General features: G+C 70.8%; 24 protein-coding genes and 1 pseudogene. 5 read left to right on the plus strand and 20 right to left on the minus strand.

Features of this window, described 5'->3' with window-relative positions:
* Positions 1-45: 45 nt before the first annotated feature.
* From aspS to EUA94_RS04370, 3 genes are read right to left on the minus strand one after another with little or no spacing between them, the layout of a single operon-like run.
* Positions 46-1,839: an aspartate--tRNA ligase gene (gene aspS / locus EUA94_RS04360; RefSeq protein ID WP_129425042.1), complete on the minus strand. Its 1,794-nt coding sequence runs from the start codon at positions 1,837-1,839 to the stop codon at positions 46-48.
* Positions 1,836-3,215, minus strand: coding sequence for a histidine--tRNA ligase (hisS, locus tag EUA94_RS04365; protein WP_129425044.1), 1,380 nt, complete (start codon positions 3,213-3,215; stop codon positions 1,836-1,838). The genes aspS and hisS overlap by 4 nt, the downstream gene beginning before the upstream one ends.
* A complete protein-coding gene (locus EUA94_RS04370) occupies positions 3,215-3,898 on the minus strand; it encodes an MBL fold metallo-hydrolase (RefSeq protein ID WP_129425046.1) in 684 nt (227 codons plus the stop codon). Before EUA94_RS04370 ends, hisS begins: the two co-directional genes overlap by 1 nt.
* 116 nt (positions 3,899-4,014) lie before the next feature.
* On the opposite strand from EUA94_RS04370, the gene EUA94_RS04375 reads away from it, so the two are divergent.
* Positions 4,015-5,277 (plus strand): DUF349 domain-containing protein, encoded by a 1,263-nt coding sequence (locus EUA94_RS04375; RefSeq protein WP_129425048.1) that lies wholly within the window; start codon positions 4,015-4,017, stop codon positions 5,275-5,277.
* 142 nt (positions 5,278-5,419) lie between these two features.
* Here the strand turns inward: EUA94_RS04375 and EUA94_RS04380 are convergent, their stop codons facing one another.
* The 10 genes and pseudogenes from EUA94_RS04380 to pdxT all read right to left on the minus strand — a co-directional run bounded on the left by EUA94_RS04380 (position 5,420) and on the right by pdxT (position 13,759).
* Positions 5,420-7,702: a RelA/SpoT family protein gene (locus EUA94_RS04380; protein ID WP_242494666.1), complete on the minus strand. Its 2,283-nt coding sequence runs from the start codon at positions 7,700-7,702 to the stop codon at positions 5,420-5,422.
* Between the two features lie 59 nt (positions 7,703-7,761).
* Positions 7,762-8,310, minus strand: coding sequence for an adenine phosphoribosyltransferase (locus tag EUA94_RS04385; protein ID WP_129425050.1), 549 nt, complete (start codon positions 8,308-8,310; stop codon positions 7,762-7,764).
* Complete coding sequence (yajC, locus tag EUA94_RS04390; RefSeq protein WP_129425052.1) at positions 8,303-8,596, minus strand: preprotein translocase subunit YajC; 294 nt, start codon at positions 8,594-8,596, stop codon at positions 8,303-8,305. Before yajC ends, EUA94_RS04385 begins: the two co-directional genes overlap by 8 nt.
* A 68-nt stretch (positions 8,597-8,664) precedes the next feature.
* Positions 8,665-9,768, minus strand: a complete 1,104-nt coding sequence (ruvB, locus tag EUA94_RS04395) for a Holliday junction branch migration DNA helicase RuvB (RefSeq protein WP_129425054.1) — start codon at positions 9,766-9,768, stop codon at positions 8,665-8,667.
* 10 nt (positions 9,769-9,778) lie between these two features.
* Entirely contained in the window at positions 9,779-10,378 is a 600-nt protein-coding gene (gene ruvA, locus EUA94_RS04400) for a Holliday junction branch migration protein RuvA (protein WP_129425056.1), read from the minus strand.
* Positions 10,375-10,914, minus strand: coding sequence for a crossover junction endodeoxyribonuclease RuvC (ruvC, locus tag EUA94_RS04405; RefSeq protein WP_129425058.1), 540 nt, complete (start codon positions 10,912-10,914; stop codon positions 10,375-10,377). The genes ruvA and ruvC overlap by 4 nt, the downstream gene beginning before the upstream one ends.
* Before the next feature lie 223 nt (positions 10,915-11,137).
* On the minus strand, positions 11,138-11,941 hold the full coding sequence (locus tag EUA94_RS04410) for a hypothetical protein (RefSeq protein WP_242494667.1): 804 nt from the start codon (positions 11,939-11,941) through the stop codon (positions 11,138-11,140).
* A gap of 60 nt (positions 11,942-12,001) precedes the next feature.
* Positions 12,002-12,133 (minus strand): annotated as a pseudogene (locus EUA94_RS23090) (type IV toxin-antitoxin system AbiEi family antitoxin domain-containing protein); the annotation flags it as partial.
* Positions 12,134-12,336: 203 nt separating this feature from the next.
* Positions 12,337-13,122, minus strand: a complete 786-nt coding sequence (locus EUA94_RS04415; protein ID WP_129425062.1) for a YebC/PmpR family DNA-binding transcriptional regulator — start codon at positions 13,120-13,122, stop codon at positions 12,337-12,339.
* Positions 13,123-13,159: 37 nt separating this feature from the next.
* Positions 13,160-13,759 (minus strand): pyridoxal 5'-phosphate synthase glutaminase subunit PdxT, encoded by a 600-nt coding sequence (pdxT, locus tag EUA94_RS04420; protein WP_129425197.1) that lies wholly within the window; start codon positions 13,757-13,759, stop codon positions 13,160-13,162.
* A 42-nt stretch (positions 13,760-13,801) separates the two neighbouring features.
* On the opposite strand from pdxT, the gene EUA94_RS04425 reads away from it, so the two are divergent.
* Positions 13,802-14,926 (plus strand): serine hydrolase domain-containing protein, encoded by a 1,125-nt coding sequence (locus tag EUA94_RS04425; protein WP_129425064.1) that lies wholly within the window; start codon positions 13,802-13,804, stop codon positions 14,924-14,926.
* A 13-nt stretch (positions 14,927-14,939) separates the two neighbouring features.
* On the opposite strand, the gene pdxS is transcribed toward EUA94_RS04425, so the two are convergent.
* Genes pdxS through EUA94_RS04440 form a run of 3 tightly spaced genes read right to left on the minus strand, consistent with a single transcriptional unit; the run spans position 14,940 to position 17,320 of the window.
* A complete protein-coding gene (gene pdxS / locus EUA94_RS04430) occupies positions 14,940-15,860 on the minus strand; it encodes a pyridoxal 5'-phosphate synthase lyase subunit PdxS (RefSeq protein ID WP_129425066.1) in 921 nt (306 codons plus the stop codon).
* Between the two features lie 53 nt (positions 15,861-15,913).
* Positions 15,914-16,537: a phosphatidylinositol phosphate synthase gene (gene pgsA, locus EUA94_RS04435; RefSeq protein ID WP_129425068.1), complete on the minus strand. Its 624-nt coding sequence runs from the start codon at positions 16,535-16,537 to the stop codon at positions 15,914-15,916.
* 9 nt (positions 16,538-16,546) lie between these two features.
* The gene (locus EUA94_RS04440; RefSeq protein WP_242494668.1) at positions 16,547-17,320 is read right to left on the minus strand and encodes an inositol monophosphatase family protein; all 774 of its coding nucleotides are present in this window, start codon (positions 17,318-17,320) and stop codon (positions 16,547-16,549) included.
* Between the two features lie 70 nt (positions 17,321-17,390).
* Between EUA94_RS04440 and EUA94_RS22865 the strand changes: the two genes are divergently transcribed.
* Together EUA94_RS22865 and EUA94_RS04445 are read left to right on the plus strand one after the other, a co-directional pair.
* Positions 17,391-17,525, plus strand: a complete 135-nt coding sequence (locus tag EUA94_RS22865) for a hypothetical protein (protein ID WP_277986077.1) — start codon at positions 17,391-17,393, stop codon at positions 17,523-17,525.
* The gene (locus EUA94_RS04445; protein ID WP_129425072.1) at positions 17,522-18,661 is read left to right on the plus strand and encodes a N(5)-(carboxyethyl)ornithine synthase; all 1,140 of its coding nucleotides are present in this window, start codon (positions 17,522-17,524) and stop codon (positions 18,659-18,661) included. The genes EUA94_RS22865 and EUA94_RS04445 overlap by 4 nt, the downstream gene beginning before the upstream one ends.
* On the opposite strand, the gene EUA94_RS04450 is transcribed toward EUA94_RS04445, so the two are convergent.
* Entirely contained in the window at positions 18,646-19,164 is a 519-nt protein-coding gene (locus EUA94_RS04450) for an HIT family protein (RefSeq protein WP_129425074.1), read from the minus strand. The genes EUA94_RS04445 and EUA94_RS04450 overlap by 16 nt on opposite strands.
* A gap of 23 nt (positions 19,165-19,187) precedes the next feature.
* Between EUA94_RS04450 and EUA94_RS04455 the strand changes: the two genes are divergently transcribed.
* On the plus strand, positions 19,188-19,664 hold the full coding sequence (locus tag EUA94_RS04455) for a GNAT family N-acetyltransferase (RefSeq protein WP_129425076.1): 477 nt from the start codon (positions 19,188-19,190) through the stop codon (positions 19,662-19,664).
* 84 nt (positions 19,665-19,748) lie between these two features.
* On the opposite strand, the gene EUA94_RS04460 is transcribed toward EUA94_RS04455, so the two are convergent.
* The 3 genes from EUA94_RS04460 to EUA94_RS04470 form a co-directional block, all read right to left on the minus strand.
* Positions 19,749-20,906, minus strand: coding sequence for a MalY/PatB family protein (locus EUA94_RS04460; RefSeq protein ID WP_129425078.1), 1,158 nt, complete (start codon positions 20,904-20,906; stop codon positions 19,749-19,751).
* Positions 20,907-20,913: 7 nt separating this feature from the next.
* Positions 20,914-22,905, minus strand: a complete 1,992-nt coding sequence (gene thrS / locus EUA94_RS04465; RefSeq protein ID WP_129425080.1) for a threonine--tRNA ligase — start codon at positions 22,903-22,905, stop codon at positions 20,914-20,916.
* Between the two features lie 264 nt (positions 22,906-23,169).
* The gene (locus tag EUA94_RS04470; protein WP_207210391.1) at positions 23,170-23,496 is read right to left on the minus strand and encodes a DMT family transporter; all 327 of its coding nucleotides are present in this window, start codon (positions 23,494-23,496) and stop codon (positions 23,170-23,172) included.
* Positions 23,497-23,525 lie beyond the last annotated feature (29 nt).

Genomic DNA, 23,525 nt, shown 5'->3' on the forward strand with positions numbered 1-23,525 from the left:
CGCGACGCAACTTCCTTGACCGTCCCACGCGTGCAACCAACACGATTACGCGTCGGTGTCGCCGTCCTTCGCCGGGCTGGCGTCGACCCCGGCCTCCTTGCGCTGCTCTGCCGTGATCGGGGCAGGCGCGGCCGTCAACGGGTCGTAGCCGCCGCCGGACTTGGGGAAGGCGATGACATCGCGGATCGACTCGGTGCCGGCGAGGAGCGCGACGATGCGGTCCATGCCGACGGCGATGCCGCCGTGGGGCGGTGCGCCGAACTTGAAGGCGTCGAGGAGGAAACCGAACTTCTCCTGCGCCTCGTCCTCGGCCAGGCCCATCACGGAGAAGACACGCTTCTGGATGTCACCGCGGTGGATACGGATGGACCCGCCGCCGAGCTCGTTGCCGTTGCAGACGATGTCGTACGCGTACGCGAGCGCACTGCCGGGGTCGGTGTCGAAGGACTCGAGGAACTCCTCCTTGGGGCTGGTGAACGCGTGGTGCACGGCCGTCCAGGCGCCCGCACCGACCGCGACGTCGCCGCTGGCGACCGCCTCGGAGCTCGGCTCGAAGAGCGGCGCGTCGACCACCCACGTGAACGCGAACGTCGAGTCGTCGATCAGCCCGCCACGGCGGCCGATCTCGAGGCGGGCGGCACCCAGCAGCGCCCGGCTGCTCTTGGTCGCGCCCGCAGCGAAGAACACGCAGTCCCCCGGCACTGCGCCCACGTGGGTCGCCAGTCCGGCCAGCTCGTCCTCGGAGAGGTTCTTGGCGACCGGCCCCGTCAGTGAGCCGTCCTCCTGCACCAGCACGTACGCCAGGCCCCGGGCGCCGCGCTGCTTGGCCCAGTCCTGCCAGCCGTCCAGCTTCTTGCGGGGCTGGCTCGCGCCCCCGGGCATCACCACCGCGCCGACGTACTCGGCCTGGAAGACCCGGAACGGGGTGTTCGTGAAGTAGTCGGTGCAGTCGACGAGCTCGAGGCCCATCCGCAGGTCGGGCTTGTCAGAACCGAACCGCGCCATCGCGTCGGCGTACGTCATCCGCGGGATCGGGCGCTCGATGGTGTGGCCGGCCTGCGCCCACATCGCTTCGAGCACGTCCTCCATCAGCGCGAGGACGTCCTCCTGGTCCACGAAGCTCATCTCGATGTCGAGCTGGGTGAACTCGGGCTGCCGGTCGGCGCGGAAGTCCTCGTCGCGGTAGCAGCGCGCGATCTGGTAGTAGCGCTCCATGCCGCCGACCATGAGCAGCTGCTTGAACAGCTGCGGGCTCTGCGGCAGGGCGTACCAGCTGCCGGGCGCCAGTCGCGCCGGCACCAGGAAGTCGCGCGCCCCCTCGGGCGTCGAGCGGGTGAGGGTGGGCGTCTCGATCTCGACGAAGTCGCGCGCGTCGAGCACGTCGCGGGCCGCCTTGTTGATCCGGCTGCGCAGGCGCAGGGCGGCCGCGGGGCCGGAGCGGCGCAGGTCGAGGTAGCGGTGCTTGAGGCGCGCCTCCTCGCCGACCTCGCCGCCCTTGTGGCCGGACGCGTCGTCGATCGGGAAGGGAAGCGGGTCGGAGGTGGAGAGCACGACCAGGTCGGTGGCGACCACCTCGATGTCGCCCGTGGCGAGGTTGGGGTTCTGGTTGCCGTCCTTGCGGGCCACGACCTCGCCGGTCACCTTGAGGCAGAACTCGCTACGGAGGCTGTGCGCGACCGCTTCGTCGCGGACGACGACCTGCACCACGCCGCTGGCCTCGCGGAGGTCCAGGAACGCGACCCCGCCGTGATCGCGTCGCCGCGCCACCCACCCGGCGAGCGTGACGGTCTGGCCGACGTGCTCGGCGCGCAGGGCGCCGGCGTCATGGGTGCGGATCACTGGTTCTCCTCTTGATCATGGGGGGAAGTGCTGACGGTGCTGACGATGGTGGGCCGGAGGTCGTGCTCCGGCGGGGCCCAGGTGGACGGGTCCGCGTCGACCTGGGTGCCCGTGCGGATGTCCTTGACCTGGTGACGGATCTCATTCGTGCTGGCGTCGGCCTGGACGAACCAGACGTACGGGATCCCGCGCCGCTCGGCGAAGCGGATCTGCTTGCCGAACTTGGCCGGCGCAGGGGCGGTCTCGCAGGCGATCTCCCGGGCGCGCAGGGCCGTAGCGACCGCGGCGCTGGCATCGCGGTCGTCCTCGGTGTTGAGGGCGACGAGCACGACGCTCGGCACGGGCCGGCTGCCGGACAGCACGCCGTCGGCGATCAGGGGGATGAGGGTGCGGGAGACGCCGAAGGACACGCCGACGCCGGGATAGGTCGTACGACCGTCGCTGGCCAGCGCGTCGTAGCGCCCTCCCCCGCCGACCGACTTCAGCCGCTCATAGCCCGCCATGAAGATCTCCACAACGGTGCCGGTGTAGTAGTCGAGGCCGCGCGCGATGCGCAGGTTGGCCTCCACGTCGACGCTGTCGCCGGCGACGGCGCGGCAGCCCTCGATCACGGCGGCCAGCTCCTCGAGCCCCTCGTCGAGCAGCTCATCGGTGACGCCCAGCGCGCGGACCCGCTCGACGAAGGAGGAGTCGCCGACCCGGATGGTGGCGAGGTCCAGGCAGCGCTGCGCCTGCTCCGGCGTGGTGCCGACCCGCTCGACCAGCATCGTGGCGACCTCGTCGGCCGGGAGCTTGTCGAGCTTGTCGATGACGCGGATCGCGTCGGTCACGTCGTCGATGCCCAGGCCCCGGTAGAAGCCCTGGATGAGCTTGCGGTTGTTGAACTGGAACGACAGCCGCGGGATCGGGAGCCGACGCAGCGCGTCGACCATCACCGACATCACCTCGACGTCGTGGTGGAAGGGCAGCTCGTCACGACCGACGATGTCGACGTCGGCCTGCGTGAACTGGCGGTAGCGGCCCTCCTGCGGCCGCTCGCCGCGCCAGGCCGGCTGGACCTGGAAGCGCCGGAACGGGAACTCGAGGTGCCCCGCGTGCTCGAGGACGTACCGCGCGAACGGGACGGTGAGGTCGAAGTGCAGGCCCAGCTCGGCCTTCGCGTCGGGCGCGGCGGCGATCCGCTGGAGGACGTAGATCTCCTTGTCGACCTCGCCGCCCTTCGCCAGCCGGTCGATCGGCTCGACCACGCGCGTCTCGATGTTGGCGAAGCCGTGGAGCTCGAAGGTGCGCGACAGAGACGCGATCACCTCGCGCTCGACGGCGCGCTGCGCGGGCAGCAGCTCGGGGAACCCGCTCAGCGGGCTGATCTTGCTCATCAGAGGTCCTGGTCGAGGTCGTGGAGGAAGGGGTTGGTGGCGCGCTCGCGCCCGATGGAGGTCTGCTCGCCGTGGCCCGGCAGCACGACGATGTCGTCGGCCAGCGGCAGCACCTTGCCGGCGAGGCTGCGCAGCATCTTCGCGTGGTCGCCGCCGGGGAGGTCGGTGCGGCCGATGGAGCCGGCGAAGAGCAGGTCGCCGGAGAACATCACCTCGGAGACGTCCTGCTGCGCGTACGGCGAGCGGAACGTCACCGAGCCCTCGGTGTGCCCGGGCGTGTGGTCGACGACGAACTTCATGCCGGCCAGCTCGAGCTCGGCGAGGTCGGACAGCTCGCGTACGTCGTCCGGCTCGGCCCACGTGTGGTTGCCGCCGAGCAGCATCTGGGTCGTCTCGGGGCTCATCCCGGCCATCGGGTCGGCCAGCAGGTGGCGGTCGCTCGGGTGGATCCAGGCGGTCGCGTCGTACGTGCCGGCGACCGGGGCCACGCACCACATGTGGTCGACGTGCCCGTGGGTGACCAGCACGCTCACCGGCTTCAGCCGGTGCTCGCGGACCACCTGCTCGACGCCCGCGGCCGCGTCCTTGCCCGGGTCGATGACCACGCACTCGGCACCGGGACCCGTGGCCACGACGTAGCAGTTGGTCCCCCAGGGTCCGGCGGGGAAGCCAGCGATGAACACAGCGTCAGTCCTTGCTCGTATGGCGGGTCGGGGGCAGCGGTCTCGTCGTGCCGGGTCGAGTGGTGAGGTGGGAAGCCTACCGAGGGCCGTCCGGGCCATGACTACGATGGTTGACCATGAGCGCCGACAAGCAGTCCAGCGACGCCGTGGCCCCCGCTGACACAGCGTGGGGCCGGGTCGCCGAGGACGGCACAGTCTTTGTCCGCACCGCTGACGGGGAGCGTTCCGTCGGGTCCTACGAGGCCGGCACTCCGGACGAGGCCCTGGACTTCTTCACCAAGCGCTTCGACGAGCTGGAGGGCAAGGTCCACCTGCTCGAGCAGCGGGTGGCGTCGGGCCGGCTCGCGCCGGAGGAGGCGACCTCCTCCGTACGTGCGCTCCGGGAGCAGGTCGTCGACGCCCACGCCGTCGGGGACCTCGTGTCCCTGGCGGGCCGGCTCGACGCGCTCGCCCCCGTCATCGCGGTCCAGCGCTCGGCCCGCAAGGAGGAGCGCGCGCAGAAGACCGCGGAGTCGAAGACGGAGAAGGAGAAGCTCGTCGCCGAGGCCGAGAAGCTGGCCGAGGGCACCGACTGGCGCAACGGCGCCAACCGGCTGCGCGACCTCCTCGCGACGTGGAAGGAGCTGCCCCGGCTGGACCGGGCCACCGACGACGCACTGTGGCGTCGCTTCTCCACCGCGCGGACGACGTACACCCGGCACCGCAAGGCGCACTTCTCCGAGGAGCACGAGCGCCGCGACGGCGCCCGCGTCATCAAGGAGCGGCTGGCCAAGGAGGCCGAGGCGCTGTCGACGTCGACCGAGTGGGGCCCGACCGCGGGTCGCTACCGCGACCTCATGCGCGAGTGGAAGTCGGCCGGACCGGCTCCGCGCGAGGTGGACGACCAGCTGTGGCAGCGCTTCCGGGGAGCCCAGGACACCTTCTTCGGTGCCCGCGACGCCGCCAACGCGGCGCTCGACGAGGAGTTCGCCGCCAACGCGGACGTCAAGGAGCAGATCCTCGTCGAGGCCGAGAAGCTCGTCCCGGTGACGGACCTCGACGCGACCAAGAAGGCCTTCCGCGACCTGGCCGACCGGTGGGACGCGGCCGGCAAGGTGCCGCGCGACCGGATGAAGGACCTCGAGGCCCGGATCCGCAAGGTCGAGCAGGCCATCCGGGCGGTCGAGGACGAGCAGTGGAGTCGCAGCGACCCGGAGAAGTCGGCCCGCGCCGACGACATGATCGGCAAGCTCGAGGCCGGCATCGCCGAGACGCAGGCCAAGCTGGACAAGGCCACGGCCGCCGGCGACGCCAGGCGCACCAAGGACCTCGAGTCCGAGCTCGCCAACAAGCAGGCGTTCCTCGACATGGCACGCAAGGCCGCCGCCGACTTCGGCTGACCGGGCACTTCGTGCCCGTCCGGAGCACTGACCGGGCACTTCGTGCCCGTCTTGAGTGGTGACCGGGCACTTCGTTGCGCAACACGGGCACGAAGTGCCCGATCACCTCGGCACGAGCACGAAGGGGGAGCTCACCCTTGATTCAGGCGGTGACGCGGTAGGCGTCGAAGACGCCCGGCACCGCGCGGACTGCGCGGAGCACGCCGTCGAGGTGGGCGGCGTCGGCCATCTCGAAGGAGAACCGGCTCTTCGCAACCCGGTCGCGGGTGGTGGAGAGCGTCGCGCTGAGGATGTTCACGTGGGCGTCCGAGAGCGCCATGGTGATGTCGGAGAGCAGGCGGGCGCGGTCGAGCGCCTCGACCTGGATGTTGACCAGGAAGGTCGACTGCGACGTCGGCGCCCACTCGACCTCGAGCACGCGCTCCGGCTGGGTGAGCAGGCTGGAGGCGTTCGTACAGTCGCGCCGGTGGACCGAGACTCCCCCGCCCTTGGTGACGAAGCCGAGGATCGAGTCGGGCGGCACCGGCGTGCAGCACTTGGCGAGCTTGACCCAGAGGTCGTCCACGCCCGGGACGATCACGCCGGAGTCGGTGGGCGAGCGCTTGGCGCGCGAGCGACCGGTGATCGTGACGCCCTCGGACATGTCCTCCTGCGCGCCGTCGTCACCGCCGTGCAGGTCGATGACCCGGCGTACGACGGCCTGGGCGCTGAGGTTGCCCTCGCCGACCGCGGCATAGAGGGCGGAGACGTCTGCGTGGTGGAAGTGCTCGGCCACCAGCGCCAGCACGTCATGGGTCATCAGGCGGGTGAGGGGCAGCCCCTCCTTGCGCATGAGCTTGGCGATCTGGTCCTTGCCGCGCTCGATCGCCTCCTCGCGCCGCTCCTTGGTGAACCACTGGCGGATCTTGGAGCGGGCCCGCGGTGATTGCACGAAGTTGAGCCAGTCGCGCGAGGGCCCCGACGTGGGCGACTTGGAGGTGAAGACCTCGACCACGTCGCCGTTGTCGAGCGTCGACTCCAGTGGCACCAGGCGGCCGTTGACCCGCGAGCCGATCGTGTGGTGGCCCACCTCGGTGTGGACGGCGTACGCGAAGTCGACAGGGGTGGCACCGCCCGGCAGCGGGATCACGTCACCGCGCGGCGTGAAGACGTAGACCTGCGACTGGTTCATCTCGAAGCGCAGGGACTCGAGGAACTCGCCCGGGTCCTCGACCTCGCTCTGCCAGTCGAGCAGCTGGCGCAGCCAGGTGAGGTCGTCCTTGTCGCCGAGGCGGTCGGTGTCGACGCCGGCCTTGCTGTTCTCCTTGTACTTCCAGTGCGCGGCGACGCCGTACTCGGCGCGGCGGTGCTGGGAGAACGTACGGATCTGCACCTCGACCGGCTTGCCGGCGGGGCCGATGACCGTGGTGTGGAGCGACTGGTACATGTTGAACTTCGGCATCGCGACGTAGTCCTTGAACCGCCCCAGGACCGGGTTCCAGCGCGAGTGGATGACGCCGAGTGCGCTGTAGCAGTCGCGGTCCTCGTCGACGAGGATCCGGATGCCGACCAGGTCGTAGATGTCGGAGAAGTCGCGGCCGCCGACGATCATCTTCTGGTAGATCGAGTAGTAGTGCTTGGGCCGGCCGGTGACCTTGGCGTTGATCTTCGCCGCCTTGAGGTCCTGCTCGATCTCGGCGACGACCTCGGCCAAGAACTGGTCGCGCGACGGCGCGCGCTCGGCGACCATCCGTACGATCTCGTCGTAGATCTTGGGGTGGAGGGTCGTGAAGGCGAGGTCCTCCAGCTCCCACTTGAGGGTGTTCATGCCGAGCCGGTGGGCCAGCGGGGCGTAGATGTCGAGGGTCTCGCGCGACGAGCGCTCCTGCGAGGCGGCCGGGACGTAGCGCAGGGTGCGCATGTTGTGGAGCCGGTCGGCGAGCTTGATCACCAGCACCCGGATGTCGCGCGACATCGCCACGATCATCTTGCGGATGGTCTCGGCCTGCGCCGAGGCGCCGTACTGCACCTTGTCGAGCTTGGTGACGCCGTCGACCAGCAGCGCGACCTCGTCACCGAAGTCGGCGCGCAGCGCCTCCAGCGTGTACGGCGTGTCCTCGACGGTGTCGTGCAGCAGGGCTGCGACGAGGGTCGGCTCGGTCATGCCGATGTCGGCCAGGATCGTGGTGACCGCGAGCGGGTGGGTGATGTAGGGGTCGCCGCTCTTGCGCATCTGACCGGTGTGCCACTTGTCGGCCTCGGCGTACGCCCGCTCGAGGAGGGCGAGGTCGGCCTTGGGGTGGTTGGCGCGGACAGCGCGGAAGAGCGGCTCGAGGACCGGGTTCTGGGTCGGCGGACGGGTGCCGACGCGGGCGAGGCGGGCGCGCATGCCGCGCGCGGTCAGGGGTGCCCTGACCTCCTGCGCGGGGACCTGCTCCTCTGCCATGGGTCGAGTCTAGTGAGGCGCCCTGCAGACCTGTGCGCCACTCTCGCCGCGGGAAGGCGTCAGATCGTCAGCAGGGTGGCGATCGGCAGGTCGCCGGTGACCGAGCGCGGGTCGAGGAAGCCGAGCTCCATCAGCACCGAGGCGCCGACGGCAACGCCACCGCAGGCCTCGATGAGCTGCCGGGTCGCCACGACGGTGCCGCCGGTGGCGAGCACGTCGTCGACCATGAGCACCCGCTCCCCCGGCTCGATGGCGTCGCGGTGCACCTCGAGGGTCGCCTCGCCGTACTCGAGCGCGTACGACACGGCGTGGGTGGCACGCGGGAGCTTGCCGTGCTTGCGCACCGGCACGAAGCCGATGCCGAGGGCCAGCGCCACCGGCGCGGCGAGGATGAAGCCGCGGGCCTCCATCCCGACGACCTTGTCGACCACGACGTTGCCGTGGTCGTCACGACCGGCGGCCGCGAGCGCGGTGATGATCGCGGAGAAGGCATGGTGGTCGGCGAGGACCGGGGTGATGTCCTTGAACGTCACGCCCTCCTGCGGCCAGTCGGCGACGTCGACGGTGAGGCGGCTCAGCGCCTCCTGCGCCGTACGCCGGTCAGGCATCGTCGACCGGCCCGTCGACCGGCCCGACGGGTGCGTCGAGCTTCGCGATCGCGGCGCGGGCGATCTCGATCTCGGTGCCCGGGGCGATCTCGAGGCGGGCGCGCTCGTCGTCGAGCGAGCGCACCGTGCCGTAGACGCCGGAGGTCATCATCACGCGCTGACCGACCTCGATGCTCTCCTGCAGGGCGACGACCGCCTTCTGCCGGCGCTGCTGCGGGCGGACCACCATGAACCAGAACAGGGCCAGGATGGCGACCAGGGGAAGAAGTGCGGCGAGGTCGTTCACGGTCGGGGCTCTCCTAGGAGGGTGGGGTGCGTGAGCGCGTGGAGTCTACGCGGCGCTCACCTCTCCACTCACACCTCGTCGAAGAGGGTGGAGTCGATCGTCGGGATCGCCGGCGGGGTCAGGCCGAGGTGGTGCCAGGCGGCGGGCGTCGCGACGCGCCCGCGCGGCGTACGGGCGAGGAGGCCGGTGCGGACCAGGAACGGCTCGGCGACCTCCTCGACGGTCTCGCGCTCCTCGCCGACGGCGACGGCGAGGGTCGAGATGCCGACCGGTCCCCCACCGAAGCGGCGGCACAGCACGTCGAGCACGGCCCGGTCGAGGCGGTCGAGGCCGGACTCGTCGACCTCGAACAGCTCGAGCGCGGCCTGCGCCACCGGCAGCGTCAGCACGCCGTCCGCGCGGACCTGGGCGTAGTCGCGGACGCGCCGCAGCAGGCGGTTGGCGATGCGGGGTGTGCCGCGTGAGCGCCCGGCGATCTCGCTCGATCCCTCGGCGGTGAGGTGTACGCCGAGCAGGCCGGCGGAGCGGTGCACGATCTGGTCGAGCTCGTGGGGCTCGTAGAACTCGAGGTGCGCGGTGAAGCCGAAGCGGTCGCGCAGCGGCCCCGGCAGCAGGCCCGCCCGGGTGGTCGCGCCGACGAGGGTGAAGGGCGGGATCTCGATCGGGATCGCGGTGGCGCCCGGACCCTTGCCGATGATGACGTCGACGCGGAAGTCCTCCATCGCCATGTAGAGCAGCTCCTCGGCGGGCCGCGACATCCGGTGGATCTCGTCGATGAAGAGGACGTCGCCCTCGTTGAGGCCGGAGAGAATGGCCGCCAGGTCGCCGGCGTGGGTGATCGCCGGGCCGCTCGTGAGCCGCAGCGGAGTGCTCATCTCGCTCGCGATGATCATCGCGAGGGTCGTCTTGCCGAGCCCGGGCGGACCGGACAACAGGACGTGGTCGGGCGCCCGGCCGCGGCGGCGGGCGGCCTCGAGGACCAGGCCCAGCTGGTCGCGTACGCGCACCTGCCCGACGACCTCGTCGAGGGTCTTGGGGCGGAGCGCGGCCTCGACGGCGCGCTCGTCGCCGTCGGCATCCGCGTCGGTGAGCCGCTGCAGGTGGCTCAGCTCGGCGCCGCTCAGGTCGGCCTCGGTCAGCTCGTCGTCGACGTCGGTGTCGTCCCAGTCCATCGCTGCCCCCTCACGCCTTGCTCAGCGTGCGGAGCGCGGCGCGCAGGAGGGCGCCGACGTCGGGCATCTCGCCGGCGTCGGGGGCGACTGCCTCGACCGCCCTCTCGGACTCCTTGGTCGACCAGCCGAGCCCGATGAGGCCCTGCTGCACCTGGTCGCGCCAGGGCGCGTGCTGCGTCGCCGCGGCCGCGGCGTGGTGTCCGCCGGTGGGCGGGCCGATGCGGTCCTTGAGCTCGAGGATGATGCGCTGCGCACCCTTCTGGCCGATGCCCGGCACCCGCGTCAGTGTCTTGACGTCCTCGGTCATGATCGCGCGGCGTACGTCGTCGGGGCTCATCACCGCGACGATCGCCTGGGCGACCTTGGGGCCGACGCCCGAGGCGGTCTGCGCGATCTCGAAGATCTGCTTCTCGTCGTCGTCGAGGAAGCCGAAGATCGTGAGGCTGTCCTCGCGCACGACCATGCTGGTGGGCAGCGTGGCCGGCCGCCCGACGCGCAGCGTGGCGAGGGTGCCGGGGGTGCACATCAGCTCGAGGCCGACGCCGCCAACCTCGAGCACGGCGCTGTTGAGCGTGACGGCGGCGACCTCGCCGCGGACGAAGGCGATCATCTGGTTCTCACGATCTTCTGTGCGGCCTTGGCGTTGGCCATGGCCGCCTCGATGCGGGACTGCGCAGCGCCCCGCCAGAGGTGGGTGATGGCCAGCGCCAGGGCGTCGGCGGCATCGGCGGGCTTGGGCGGCTCGGACAGACGAAGGATCCGTACAACCATCGCGCCGACCTGTGCCTTGTCGGCCCGGCCGTTGCCGGAGACGGCGGCCTTGACCTCGCTGGGGGTGTGCATGGCGATCGGCAGCCCGCGCCGCGCCGCGACGACGAGCGCGATCCCGCTGGCCTGGGCGGTGCCCATGATGGTGCTGGAGTCGGAGCGCGCGAAGACCCGCTCGACGGCCACCGCGTCGGGCCGGTGCTCCTCGATCCAGGCGTCGAGGCCGCGCTCGATGGTGACCAGCCGCTCCGCGACCGGCAGCGACGCGCTGGTGCGGATGACCCCCACGTCGACCATCGTCAGCGGGCGCCCGACGCTCCCGTCGACCACGCCGACGCCACACCTGGTGAGGCCGGGGTCGATGCCGAGCACGCGCACGCCCCACCCCTCTCGCCGACCGATCGTCCGAACACCTGTTCGTCCCGGCAACGCTAACCTCCCCCGCCGACGCTCCGGCGTACGACACGCGGGCGCGGGCGCTCTCCCCCGCTCCCGCCCCCGGTCCGCCGCCCCCGCTGTAACGCCGGGTTAGTGCTTGTACCCCCTAGGTTCCTCGGGGGTGGGTACAAGGAGTAACCCGGCGTTACAGCGGGAGTAGGAGTCACCGGCGGCGCTCGACTCGGTACGGCGTGAGGTCGTCGGTGTCCGTCCCGAAGCGCGCGCAGGTGTCGGCGTACTCGCGCGCCGCCCGGGCCAAGGCCGCACGCCGACCCGCGAAGAGGTCGACGTACGTGATCCGCGAGCCGCCCAGCTTGAAGCCCGTGAGGAAGTCGTGGCGCCGCTTCTCCTCTGCCAGCACGACGAGCGGATCGAGCCCGCTCGGATTGTCCGGCCCGTACTTGAGGAGGCCGTCCGCCTCGAAGAAGTGACGCTTCACGACGATGTCGGCGAATGCCGTGGTGAGTCCATCGCTCAGCCCGAACTGGAGCTCTGGTCGGCCGATGCCGAGCTCGAGGACGAAGTCGCGCACCAGCGACTCGAGATAGGTCTCGGCCAGGTGATCAGCGTGCTCGATGCACCACCGCATGCAGCGGCTGTGCGGCCAGCAGTCCATGATCGACAGCACGTCGAGCAGGACCGACCGTGGCACGCCCGCGCGGAGCGCGGCATCGCAGGCGGCAAGCCCGTGGGCACGTCCGTGCTCACGCACCATGTCGAGGGCTGTGCAGGCACGGTCGAGCACGACCAGGCCGTCGACCTCGAGCGTGTCCTTGGCTGCGTATGGCGCCAGGTGGTGCTTCACCCCCGCCCTGACCGCGTCGCCGTGCACTTTGCGCCGGCTGACGTGCACCAACGCCGTACGCGGGTCGGGTGCGCCCATGCCGAGCACGATCGCCGACGAGTCGTGACTGAAGGCGTACGGGGTCGAGGTGAGGCTCAGGGCCGCCGCCCGCATGCGGAGCACAGGCTGCTCCCGGAACGGGTCCAGGCCCGTCCACGCATCGGCGTCGATATACACCCCTCGTCGGAGGCGCACGAGCCTGCCGACGCGTACCAGGCGATCCACGTCGTGGGGGTCCAGCCCAACCTGTGCGAGTTGGGGCGCGCTGAGAAGACCGTGCTGCGACGCCATGAGTGAGACGGCGGGGAGATACATGCGTCCACGGTGGGAGAGACCTCCGACGTCGACGCGTCTTCGAGGCCGATGGCTGTGGACAGCGGCGTACGGGTGCTGGGTGTGGACGGTTTGAGGTCCAGCTCACCCGCTGTAACGCCGGGTTACTGGGTGTACCCACCCCGGAGCACGGGGGTGGGTACAAGCACTAACCCGGCGTTACAGCGGGTGAGGCGGGGCCTCGGTCAGGCGTCGGCGGACTCGAGCTCGGCGAGGACGTCGGCGGGGATGTCGACGTTGGTGAAGACGTCCTGGACGTCGTCGAGGTCCTCGAGGGCGTCGACGAGGTGCATCACCTTGGCGGCGCCGTCGGCGTCGACGGGGATCTCGAGGCTGGCGACGAACTCGACGTCGGCGGAGTCGTAGTCGATGCCGGCGTCCTGGAGGGAGGTGCGTACGGCGACCACGTCGGTGGCCTCGCTCTGGACCTGGAAGGCCTCGTCGAGGTCGTTGACCTCCTCGGCGCCGGCGTCGAGGGTCGCCTCGAGGACGTCGTCCTCGGAGACCTCACGGACGCTGCCGTCGTGGTCCTGCGACTTGGGCACGATCACGACGCCCTTGCGGGTGAAGAGGCGCGAGACCGAGCCGGGGTCGGCCATCGTGCCGCCGTTGCGGGTCACGGCTGTGCGGACCTCCATCGCGGCACGGTTGGTGTTGTCGGTGAGGCACTCGACGAGGATCGCGACGCCCTGCGGGCCGTAGACCTCGTAGGAGATCGTCTTGTAGTCGACGCCGCCCGACTCGGCACCGGAGCCGCGCTTGAGGGCGGAGTCGATGTTCTTGTTGGGGACCGAGCTCTTCTTGGCCTTCTGGATCGCGTCGTAGAGCGTCGGGTTGCCGGCGGGGTCGCCGCCGCCCTGCTTCGCCGCGACCTCGATGTTCTTGATCAGCTTGGCGAAGAGCTTGCCGCGCTTGGCGTCGACGGCGGCCTTCTTGTGCTTGGTCGTTGCCCACTTGGAGTGGCCTGACATGGAGTTCCTCGATCCGTCTGAGTCGGTGCAGTGGTCGTCAGGCCGAGCGCACCAGGTCCACGAACATGCCGTGGACCCGGTCGTCGCTGCCGACCTCGGGGTGGAACGAGGTCGCCATCAGGGGGCCCTGACGGACCGCGACGATCCTACCCGCGGCCGGTCCCGCCTCGACCTGCGCCAGCACCTCGACGTCGTCGTCGACGGCCTCGACCCAGGGTGCGCGGATGAAGACCGCGCGTACGGGATCGACCAGTCCCTCGATGTGGAGGTCCTCCTCGAAGGAGTCGACCTGCCGCCCGAACGCGTTGCGCCGCACGGTGATGTGCAGGCCGCCGATCGTCTCCTGCCCGGTCGCGCCGTCCTCGATCCGGTCGGCCAGCATGATCATCCCGGCGCACGTGCCGAAGGCGGGCAGCCCGCCGCGTACGGCCTCGCGCAGCGGCTCGAGCAGGTCGAAGATCGTGGCGAGCTTGATCATCGTCGTGGACTCACCGCCCGGGATCACCAGCCCGTCGCAGGCCGCGAGCTCGCCGGGACGGCGTACGGAGATCGGGTCGGCGCCCAGCGACCGCAGGGCTGCAAGGTGCTCGCGTACGTCGCCCTGCAGGGCCAGCACGCCGATGGTGGGATTCACGATCGCCGATCCTAGGACTGCCGCGTCGCCGTAGGGTCGGGGCCCATGAGGCTCTCCCGTCCGGCGGCGATGATCACCACCGTCCTGGCCCTCGCGCTCGTCACCGCGAGCACCCCCGCGGCCACTTCGAGCCCGGCCGACGACCGCTCGCGGACCGTCGAGGGATGGCCCGTGCGTACGCCGTCGAGCCTCGGCCTGCGGGGCAGCGCGATCGAGGAGGGCGCGGCCGAGGCGAAGCGCCTGGGCTCCACCTGCTTCGCCGTGCTGCGCCACGGCAAGCTCGCCGGCGAGTGGAACTGGCAGCTCACCCGTGACGTGCCGCGCGAGGTCTTCTCGATCACCAAGTCCGTGACGAGCACGCTGGTAGGCATCGCGATCCGCGACGGTGACCTGCGGCTCGACGACCGCGTGGCGCGCTACGTCCCCGAGTGGCGCGGCACCCCGGCCGCGACGGTGACGGTGCGCAACCTGCTCTCCAACGACAGCGGCCGCTTCTGGTCGCTCCAGTCCGACTACTCCGACCTGCTGCGGGCCCGGAGCCGCACGAGGTACGCCGTCGGGCTGCCGCAGCAGTACGCGCCGGGCACCGCGTGGGCGTACAACAACGCGGCGATCCAGGTGCTCGAGCCGGTGCTGGAGAAGGCCACCGGGATGCCTGTCGCGAGGTTCGCGCGGGAGCGGCTCTTCGAGCCGCTGGGCATGACGCACTCGACCTTCATCACCGACCGCGCCGACAACGCGGCGGTCGTCTACGGGCTGCAGACCACGTGCCTCGACCTCGCCCGCTTCGGTTCGCTCTACCTCGGCCAGGGCAACGTCGACGGCAGACGCCTGCTCGACAGGAGCTACGTGCGCCGCGCGGTCGGCCGGTCGTCGACCGAACACAACGCGGCCTACGGCTACCTCTGGTGGCTCAACCGTCCCGGCACGCTGCGCGGCGCGACCGACCCGGTCGACGCACAGGGCCAGCCGGTCACGCAGGTGACTGGGCAGCTCGCGGCGAGCGCTCCCGAGCAGGTGTACGCCGCGCTCGGGTTCGGCGGTCAGGTGCTGCTGGTCGACCCGACGACGAGCACGATGGTGATCCGCATCGGCGCGCCCGCCCAGCCGGGCGAGGAGGCGTACGGGTTCGGCCGCGCGGCGACCGTGCTGACGGAAGCCCTGCGCTGACGAGCGGGGCCGACTACCAGCCGCGCTCGGAGAGGCGGTGCGGCTGCGGGATCTCGTCGACGTTGATGCCGACCATGGCCTCGCCGAGCCCGCGGGACACCTTCGCGACCACGTCGGGGTCGTCGTAGAACGTCGTGGCCTTGACGATCGCCTCGGCGCGCTCGGCCGGGTTTCCGGACTTGAAGATGCCCGAGCCGACGAACACGCCCTCGGCGCCGAGCTGCATCATCATCGCCGCGTCGGCGGGGGTGGCGATGCCGCCGGCGGTGAAGAGGACGACCGGGAGCTTGCCCGCGGCCGCGACCTCCTTGACCAGCTCGTACGGGGCCTGCAGCTCCTTGGCCGCGACGTAGAGCTCGTCCTCGGCCATGCCGTGCAGGCGCCGCAGCTCGCCGCCGATGGTGCGCATGTGCATGACCGCGTTGGAGACGTCGCCGGTGCCGGCCTCGCCCTTCGAGCGGATCATCGCGGCACCCTCGGTGATGCGGCGCAGCGCCTCGCCCAGGTTGGTCGCACCGCACACGAACGGCACGGTGTACTGCCACTTGTCGATGTGGTTGGCGTAGTCGGCCGGGGTCAGCACCTCGGACTCGTCGATGTAGTCGACGCCGAGCGACTGCAGGATCTGCGCCTCGGCGAAGTGGCCGATGCGCGCCTTGGCCATCACCGGGATCGAGACGGCCTCGATGATCGAGTCGATCATGTCGGGGTCGCTCATCCGGGACACGCCGCCCTGGGCGCGGATGTCGGCCGGGACGCGCTCGAGTGCCATCACGGCGACGGCGCCGGCGTCCTCGGCGATCTTCGCCTGGTCGGCGGTGACGACGTCCATGATGACGCCGCCCTTGAGCATCTCGGCCATGCCGCGCTTGACGCGGCTCGTGCCGTGCTCGATGGGGGTCTCGCCAGACGTCTGGGGGGTGTGCTCAGCCATGCCCTGATCGTAGTGCGGCACCACCCCGGAGGATGCATCGGGATGGGACCTGGTCAGGGCTGGGACGCCGCCCGCTCCAGCGCCTGGCGGCGAACCACCCAGATGCGCTGCGCGACGGTGACGGTGGCGGCGATCGCGAGCGCCCAGAGGGCGACGTAGAGCAGGATCCAGAGGTCGAGCGCGTCGGCGAAGAAGGCCGGGACGAGCATGCCGACGAGGCGGTCGGGGCGTTCGGCGATGCCGACCTTGGCGTCGTAGCCGAGGACGTCGGCCTTCGCGCGGGCGTACGACGTCACGGCGCCCATGACGAGGATCACGAGGCTCAGCGCGAGGTAGAGGCGGCTCTCGTGGTGCCAGGCGAAGAACAGGGCGAGCCCGCCGAAGAGGGCCCCGTCGGCGACCCGGTCGAGCGTCGAGTCGAGGAAGGCGCCGAAGTCGTCCTTGCGGCCCATCTTGCGGGCCATCGCGCCGTCGATGAGGTCGCTGAAGACGAAGGCGGCGATGAAGAGGACGCCCTGCCACACCCAGCCCTGGGCGAAGAAGAAGATCGCCCCGAAGCTCACTCCGAGCGTGCCGACCAGCGTCACCGCGTCGGGACTGATCCCGAGGCGGATGAAGAGGTTGATGAAGGGCGCGAGCATGACGCCCTGCCAGAACTGCTTGAACCTGTCGAGCACGGCCGCAGGCTACCCGTCGAGCAGCGCGGCGCGGACGTCCGCCACCGCCGCGGACGCCCCGGTGACGGTCCAGTCGACGCCGGCGGCGGGTACGACGACGGAGTCGCCGCCCGCACCGCGGATGATCGCCGCGCCCGGCAACCGGTCCCAGTCGGCGACGGTGTGCTGGAAGAGCACGTCCCACTGGCCCGATGCGATCGACATCACGTCCATCGTCCCCGAGCCGAGCATCCGCAGCGTGCCGACCTGGCCGAGTGCCCGGGCGAACGCCTCCCCCACTCCCGTGCCGAAGAACGGTGGGTGGAGATAGGTGACGGCGCACCGAGCCTCGCGCGGGGTCTCCGGCAGCGCGGCGAGCGGAGCGCCGTTGCAGGTGCTCGGCAGGTCGGGCCCGCCGACCCACGTACGGCCAGTGGCGGCGTGGTGCACCGCGCCGAGCAGCACGTCGGACTCGGTCTCGAGGGCGATCGCGCTGCACCACCAGTCGCTGCCGTGGGAGAAGTTGTACGTGCCGTCGACCGGGTCGATGACCCACGTACGTCCGGAGGTGCCGGGCCGCGACGTGCCCTCCTCGCCCAGGATCGCGTCGTCCGGGCGCTCCGCGGCGAGGCGTTCGACGATCAGCCGCTCGGCGGCCGTGTCGGCCTGGGTGACGATGTCGGAGCCGCTGGTCTTGCGGGCGATGTCGAGTCCATCGACCCGGATCCGGGCGGCGAGCAGGGCCGCCTCACGCACCATGTCGGCGGCCAGGGCTGCGTCGGCGCTCAGCCGCGGATCGTCCACGCAGGCCACGGTAGTGCGGGGGGTAGTGTGGCCGAACGGAGCCATCCAGGCTTCCGACCAGGGAGCCCCGATGAGCGACAAGTCGCCACGGCAAGGCATGACCAAGAAGTCCGGCAAGTCCATCAAGGAAAAGCGTGCCGACAAGCACGCCAAGACAGCCGGGAAGAGCGGCGCCGACGAGACGTTCCTGCCGAAGAAGAAGTGAGCCTGCTCAGCCTCGGCGTCATCGGCACGTCTGCCAAGGAGAACGAGCACCGCCTCCCCCTCCACCCCGAGCACCTCTCGCGCCTGGCGCCCGAGGTGGCCGCGTTGACGACGCTCGAGCACGGGTACGCCGCCCGCTTCGGGATCAGCGACGACGACCTCGCCCCGCACGTGGCCGGGTTCGCGTCGCGCGAGGCGATCATCGAGGGCTCTGACGTCGTGGTGCTGCCCAAGCCGCAGCACGAGGACGTGGCCCGGATGCACGCCGGCCAGGTGCTTTGGGGCTGGCCGCACTGCGTCCAGGACCCGACCATGACCCAGCTGGCGATCGACCGCGAGCTGACCCTGATCGCGTTCGAGGCGATGAATCACTGGACCTCCGACGGCCACGTCGGGCTCCACGTGTTCCACAAGAACAACGAGCTCGCGGGCTACTGCTCGGTGCTGCAGGCGATGGAGCTCGCCGGCATCACCGGCGACTACGGCCGCCGGCTCAGCGCCGTGGTGATCGGCTTCGGCGCCACCGCGCGCGGCGCCGTCACCGCTCTCAAGGCCCACGGCGTCGGCGACGTCGCGGTGCTGACCACCCGCGGTGTCGCGGCCGTCGGCTCGCCCATCCACTCGGTGCGGATCCGGCAGTTCGACCACGACCCCGATGGCGCGGGCATCAGCGTCATCACCGACCGCGGACGCGAGCCGCTGGCGGCGTACCTGGCGGAGAACGACATCGTCGTCAACTGCACGCTGCAGGACACGGCCGCGCCGCTGACGTACCTCCAGACCGACGACCTCGCCGACTTCCGCAACGGCAGCCTCATCGTCGACGTGTCGTGCGACGAGGGGATGGGCTTCTCCTGGGCCGTGCCGACCACGTTCGACGACCCGATGTTCACCGTCGGCGGTCGCGTCCACTACTACGCGGTCGACCACAGCCCGTCGTACCTCTGGAACTCGGCCACCTGGGAGAACAGCGAGGCGCTGCTGCCGTTCGTCGAGCGGGTGCTGAGCGGACCCGAGGCGTGGGACGAGTCGGAGACCCTGAGTCGGGCGATCGAGATCCGCGACGGGCGCATCTGCAACCCGGCGATCTTGGCGTTCCAGGGCCGGTCGGCGGAGCACCCCTACCCCGTCGGCTGACCCGCCTCCCACGCGTCCGCGAGCAGGGCGCGCGTGTCCTCGAGCAGCTGCGGGAGCGTCTTTGTCCCGCCGACGATGGTGATGAAGTTGGCGTCGCCGGTCCACCGGGGGACGACGTGCTGGTGCAGGTGCTCCGACAGCGAGCCGCCGGCCGAGCGGCCGAGGTTGAGCCCGACGTTGAAGGAGTGCGGGCTGCTGATCGTGCGGATGGTGCGCAGCGCCTGCTGCGTCATCGCCATCAGCTCGCCGGACTCCGCCTCGGTGAGGTCGGTGAGGTCCGCGACGTGGCGGTAGGGCAGCACCATCAGGTGGCCCGGGTTGTAGGGGTGCAGGTTGAGCACGACGTACGTCGACTCGCCGCGCGCCACGACGAGGGACTCGTCGTCGGGGTGGCCGGGGATCGCGCAGAAGGGGCACCCCTCGTCGTCGACGACCGTGCGGACGTACGCCATCCGGTGGGGCGTCCAGATCCGTTCGAGACCGTCCGCGCCGTGTTCACCCATGTCAGTGATCCTAGGGTGGGCGCATGACCACGATCCGGCCGGCCGGTGCCGCCGACATGGCAGCGGTGGCGGACCTCTGGCACGAGGGCTGGCACTCCGGTCATGCCGGGCACGTGCCCGAGGGGCTGACAGCCCTGCGAACCCTGGCGGCCTTCCGCGAGCGCACTCCCCTGCGCGTCGACGACACGACGGTCGGCGTCGACGACGCGGGCGAGCTGCTCGGGTTCGTGATGGTGGTGGGCGACGAGGTGGAGCAGGTCTTCGTCGGGCCCGCCGCTCGCGGGACCGGTGTCGCTGCCGTGCTGCTTGCGGAGGCCGAGCGCCAGGTCGCCGCTGCCGGGCACGCGTCGGCGTGGCTCGCCGTGGTCGCGGGCAACGCGCGGGCGCGCCGGTTCTACGAGAAGTACGGCTGGGTCGACGAGGGCGACCTGCCGTACGAGGTGACCGCCGGCGGGCAGACGTGGACCTCGCCGTGCCGGAGGTACGTCAAGCCGGTCTGAGCCGGCCCGGGGACGTCAGACGGAGGGGGCCACCACTCGACAGGGCCACCACTCACCCGGTCCGTATGACGTCAGCACGGTCCGTCAGGTCCAGGCCTTCGCCAGCCGCTCGACGATCTCGGTGAGCCGGTCGGGCGACGTCGCGATGTTGAGCCGGACGTGCCCGGTCGAGCCGGGGGCGTACGACGCGCCGTCGCTCAGCCTCACCCGGCCCCGCTCGAGCGCGACCGCTGCGGCGTCGTCGTGGCCGTAGGCGGACGCGTCGAGCCAGGCGAGGTACGTCGCCTCGAGCGGGCGCATCCGCACCTCGGGCAAGTGGGTGGCGAGCAGCGAGCCGAGCAACGACCGCTGCTGGTCGAGACGTTCGACCAGCGAGGCGAGCCACGGGTCGCCGTGGTCGTACGCAGCGAGGGCGGCGACCACGCCGAGGGCGGAGTACGAGTCGTTGCGCGACATCGGCTCCTCGTCGAGCCGGGCGCGGTCGGCCGCCGAGGGCACCACGAGCTGGGCGCACTTCAAGCCGGCGGTGTTGAACGCCTTGGACGCCGAGACCACCGCGACTGCGTGGTCGTGCGTGCCGTCGATCGCGAGGTAGGAGACGTGCTCCGCGCCTGGCAGCACCAGCGGGGCGAAGATCTCGTCGCACACGACGCGGGCACCGTGGCGGAGGACGACGTCGCGGATCCCCTCCAGCTCGGCGCGGGTGAACGCGCGGCCCCACGGGTTGTGCGGCTGGTTCAGGATCAGCGTCTGCGCGCCGTCGGCGAGGAGCCGGTCGAGCCGGTCGAGGTCGATCTCGGCGCGCTCGGCCGAGGCCGGCACCTCGAGCAGGTGCTCGGCCCGACCGGTGATGCCGGCCAGCCGGTGCTGGGCGTTGTAGCCGGGCGTCGGGAAGACCACTCCCTCGGGCCCGCTGAGGACGTCGATCGCCAGGCGTACGCCGCCCGTGACGTCCACGACGGCCCGGACCGCCGCGGCATCCGGCGCCCACCCGAAGTGGCGCCCGGCCCAGCCGGCGTACGCCTCACCGAGCTCGGGGTAGTGATCGAGCGGGTACCCCGTGACTCCGTCGGCGAGCGCCCGCTGGACGGCCTCCAGCACCACCGGGTCGACCGCGTAGTCCATCTCGGCGACCCACGCCGGGATCACGTCGTCGGGCACCGTGCCCCACTTGAGGGGCAGGGCGCGGCGCGCCTCCGCCTCGGTGAGGTCGACGACGGGACGACGTACGTCCGGGGCCACGACGGCGTCAGACCTGCTCGCGCGACGCCACTGCTGCGGCGACCCGCTCGATCGCCTCGGCGAGGGGCACGCCGTTGTCCTGGCGGCCGTCGCGGTAGCGGAACGAGACCGCGCCCTTCTCGACGTCGTCGTCGCCAGCGATCAGCATGAACGGCACCTTCTGCAGCTGCGCGTTGCGGATCTTCTTCTGCATCCGGTCGTCGGACTCGTCCACCTCGACCCGCAAGCCCTGCGCCTTCATCTGCTTGGCGATGTCGAAGAGGTAGTCGTTGTGGCGCTCGGCGATCGGGATGCCCTGGACCTGGACGGGCGCGAGCCAGGGCGGGAACGCACCGGCGTAGTGCTCGACCAGGACGCCGATGAACCGCTCGATCGAGCCGAACTTGGCGGAGTGGATCATCACCGGCTGCTTGCGGGTGCCGTCGGCGGCGACGTACTCGAGGTTGAAGCGGTCGACCGCCGGCTGGTTGAAGTCGTACTGGATGGTCGACATCTGCCAGGTCCGGCCGATCGCGTCCTTGGCCTGCACGGAGATCTTCGGGCCGTAGAACGCGGCGCCGCCCGGGTCGGGCACGAGATCCACGCCGAACTTCAGCGCCGCGGTCTCCAGCACCTCGGTCGCGGTCGCCCACTGGTCGTCGGAGCCGATGAACTTGTCGGGCTTCGAGTCGTCGCGGGTCGACAGCTCGAAGTAGTAGTCGTCGAGGCCGAAGTCCTTCAGCAGGCCGGTGACGAAGGTGAGCAGGTGCTCGACCTCCGCCGGCGCCTGCTCGGGGGTGACGTAGGAGTGCGAGTCGTCCTGGGTCATCGCGCGTACGCGGGTCAGGCCGTGGACGACGCCGGACTTCTCGTAGCGGTAGACGGACCCGAACTCGAAGAACCGCAGCGGCAGCTCGCGGTAGGAGCGCTGCCGCGACCGGTAGATGAGGTTGTGCATGGGGCAGTTCATCGCCTTGAGGCGGTACTCGGCGTGCTCCATCTCCATCGGCGGGAACATGGTGTCCGCGTAGTAGGGCAGGTGCCCCGAGGTGTGGAACAGCCCGTCCTTGCTGATGTGGGGGGTGCCGACGTAGTCGAAGCCCTCCTCGAGGTGCCGGCGGCGGACGTAGTCCTCCATCTCCCGCTTGATCACGCCACCGCGGGGGTGGAAGACCGCCATGCCGGACCCGATCTCGTCGGGGAAGGAGTAGAGGTCGAGCTCGCGGCCGAGCTTGCGGTGGTCGCGGCGCTCGGCCTCCTCGATCCGATGGAGGTGCTCCTCGAGCGCCTCCTTGGTCTCCCAGGCGGTGCCGTAGATGCGCTGGAGCTGCTTGTTCTTCTCGTCTCCGCGCCAGTAGGCCGCCGCGCTGCGCATCAGCTTGAAGGCAGGGATCCGCTTGGTGGTGGGCAGGTGCGGACCGCGGCACAGGTCCGACCACTTCGCCTCGCCGCTGCGACCGATGTTGTCGTAGATGGTGAGCTCACCGGCCCCAACCTCGACGGCAGCGCCCTCGGTGTCGGACGCACCCGCGCCGCCCTTGAGGCCGATCAGCTCGATCTTGTACGGCTCGTCCTTGAGCTCGGTCAACGCGTCGGCATCGGTGGTGACCCGGCGCTCGAAGCGCTGGTTCTCCTTGATGATCTTGCGCATCGCCGACTCGATCTTGACCAGGTCCTCGGGGACGAACGGGGTCTCGACGTCGAAGTCGTAGTAGAAGCCGTTGTCGATCGGCGGGCCGATGCCGAGCTTGGCGTCCGGCCACAGCTGCTGGACGGCCTGGGCCATCACGTGGGCGGTCGAGTGCCGCAGGATGTCGCGGCCGTCGGCGCTGTCGATCGCCACGCCCTCGACCTCGTCGCCGTCGGCCAGCTCGTAGGCCAGGTCCTTCAACGACCCGCCGACGCGGGCCGCGACCACGTCGGCGTCGTCGCGGAACAGCTCCCACGCCTTGGTGCCCGTCGTGACCGAGGTCTCCGCACGCTGATCGGCGTGGATGCGGACGACCTGGATGTCGGACACGAGAGCTCCTTCAGAAGCGTTGGTGGAGGTGCGACGGATGTCCCGGCGAGCCTATCGGCCGGGAAGCGCCGGCCTCACCCGGGTTTCCTCCCACCCGCGTCGGCGCAGACGACCGCGCTGAGGGTGGGCGACCGGGCGATTCCTCGCGCTGAGGAGCGGCGACCGGGCGATTCCTCGCGCTGAGGAGCGGCGACCGGGCGATTCCTCGCCCTGGAGCGCGAGGAAGTGCCCGGTCAGCGCCCTGGAGCGCGAGGAAGTGCCCGGTCAGTGGGCGCCCTGCAGGTTGAGGACGACGACGCCGGTGATGATCATGCCGAGCGCGGCGACCTTGAGCGGGTTGAGCGACTCGCCCAGCCACACGGCGCCGATCACGGCGACCGCAGCCGTGCCGAGGCCGGCCCAGATGGCGTACGCCGTGGACACGGGCATGTGGCGCACCACCAGCGCGAGCAGCCAGATCGAGGCTGCGTAGCCGAGGACGACCAGCGCCGACCACAGCGGGTCCTTGAAGCCCTGGGTGCGCGGAAGTGCCGCCGTGGCGGCGACCTCGGTGGCGATGGCTGCCAGCAGCAGTCCGATGGCGGCGTACATGTCTCCTCCTCAGGCATGTGTAGCAGGTG

Source organism: Nocardioides zhouii (assembly GCF_004137345.1).
Lineage (GTDB): Bacteria > Actinomycetota > Actinomycetes > Propionibacteriales > Nocardioidaceae > Nocardioides > Nocardioides zhouii.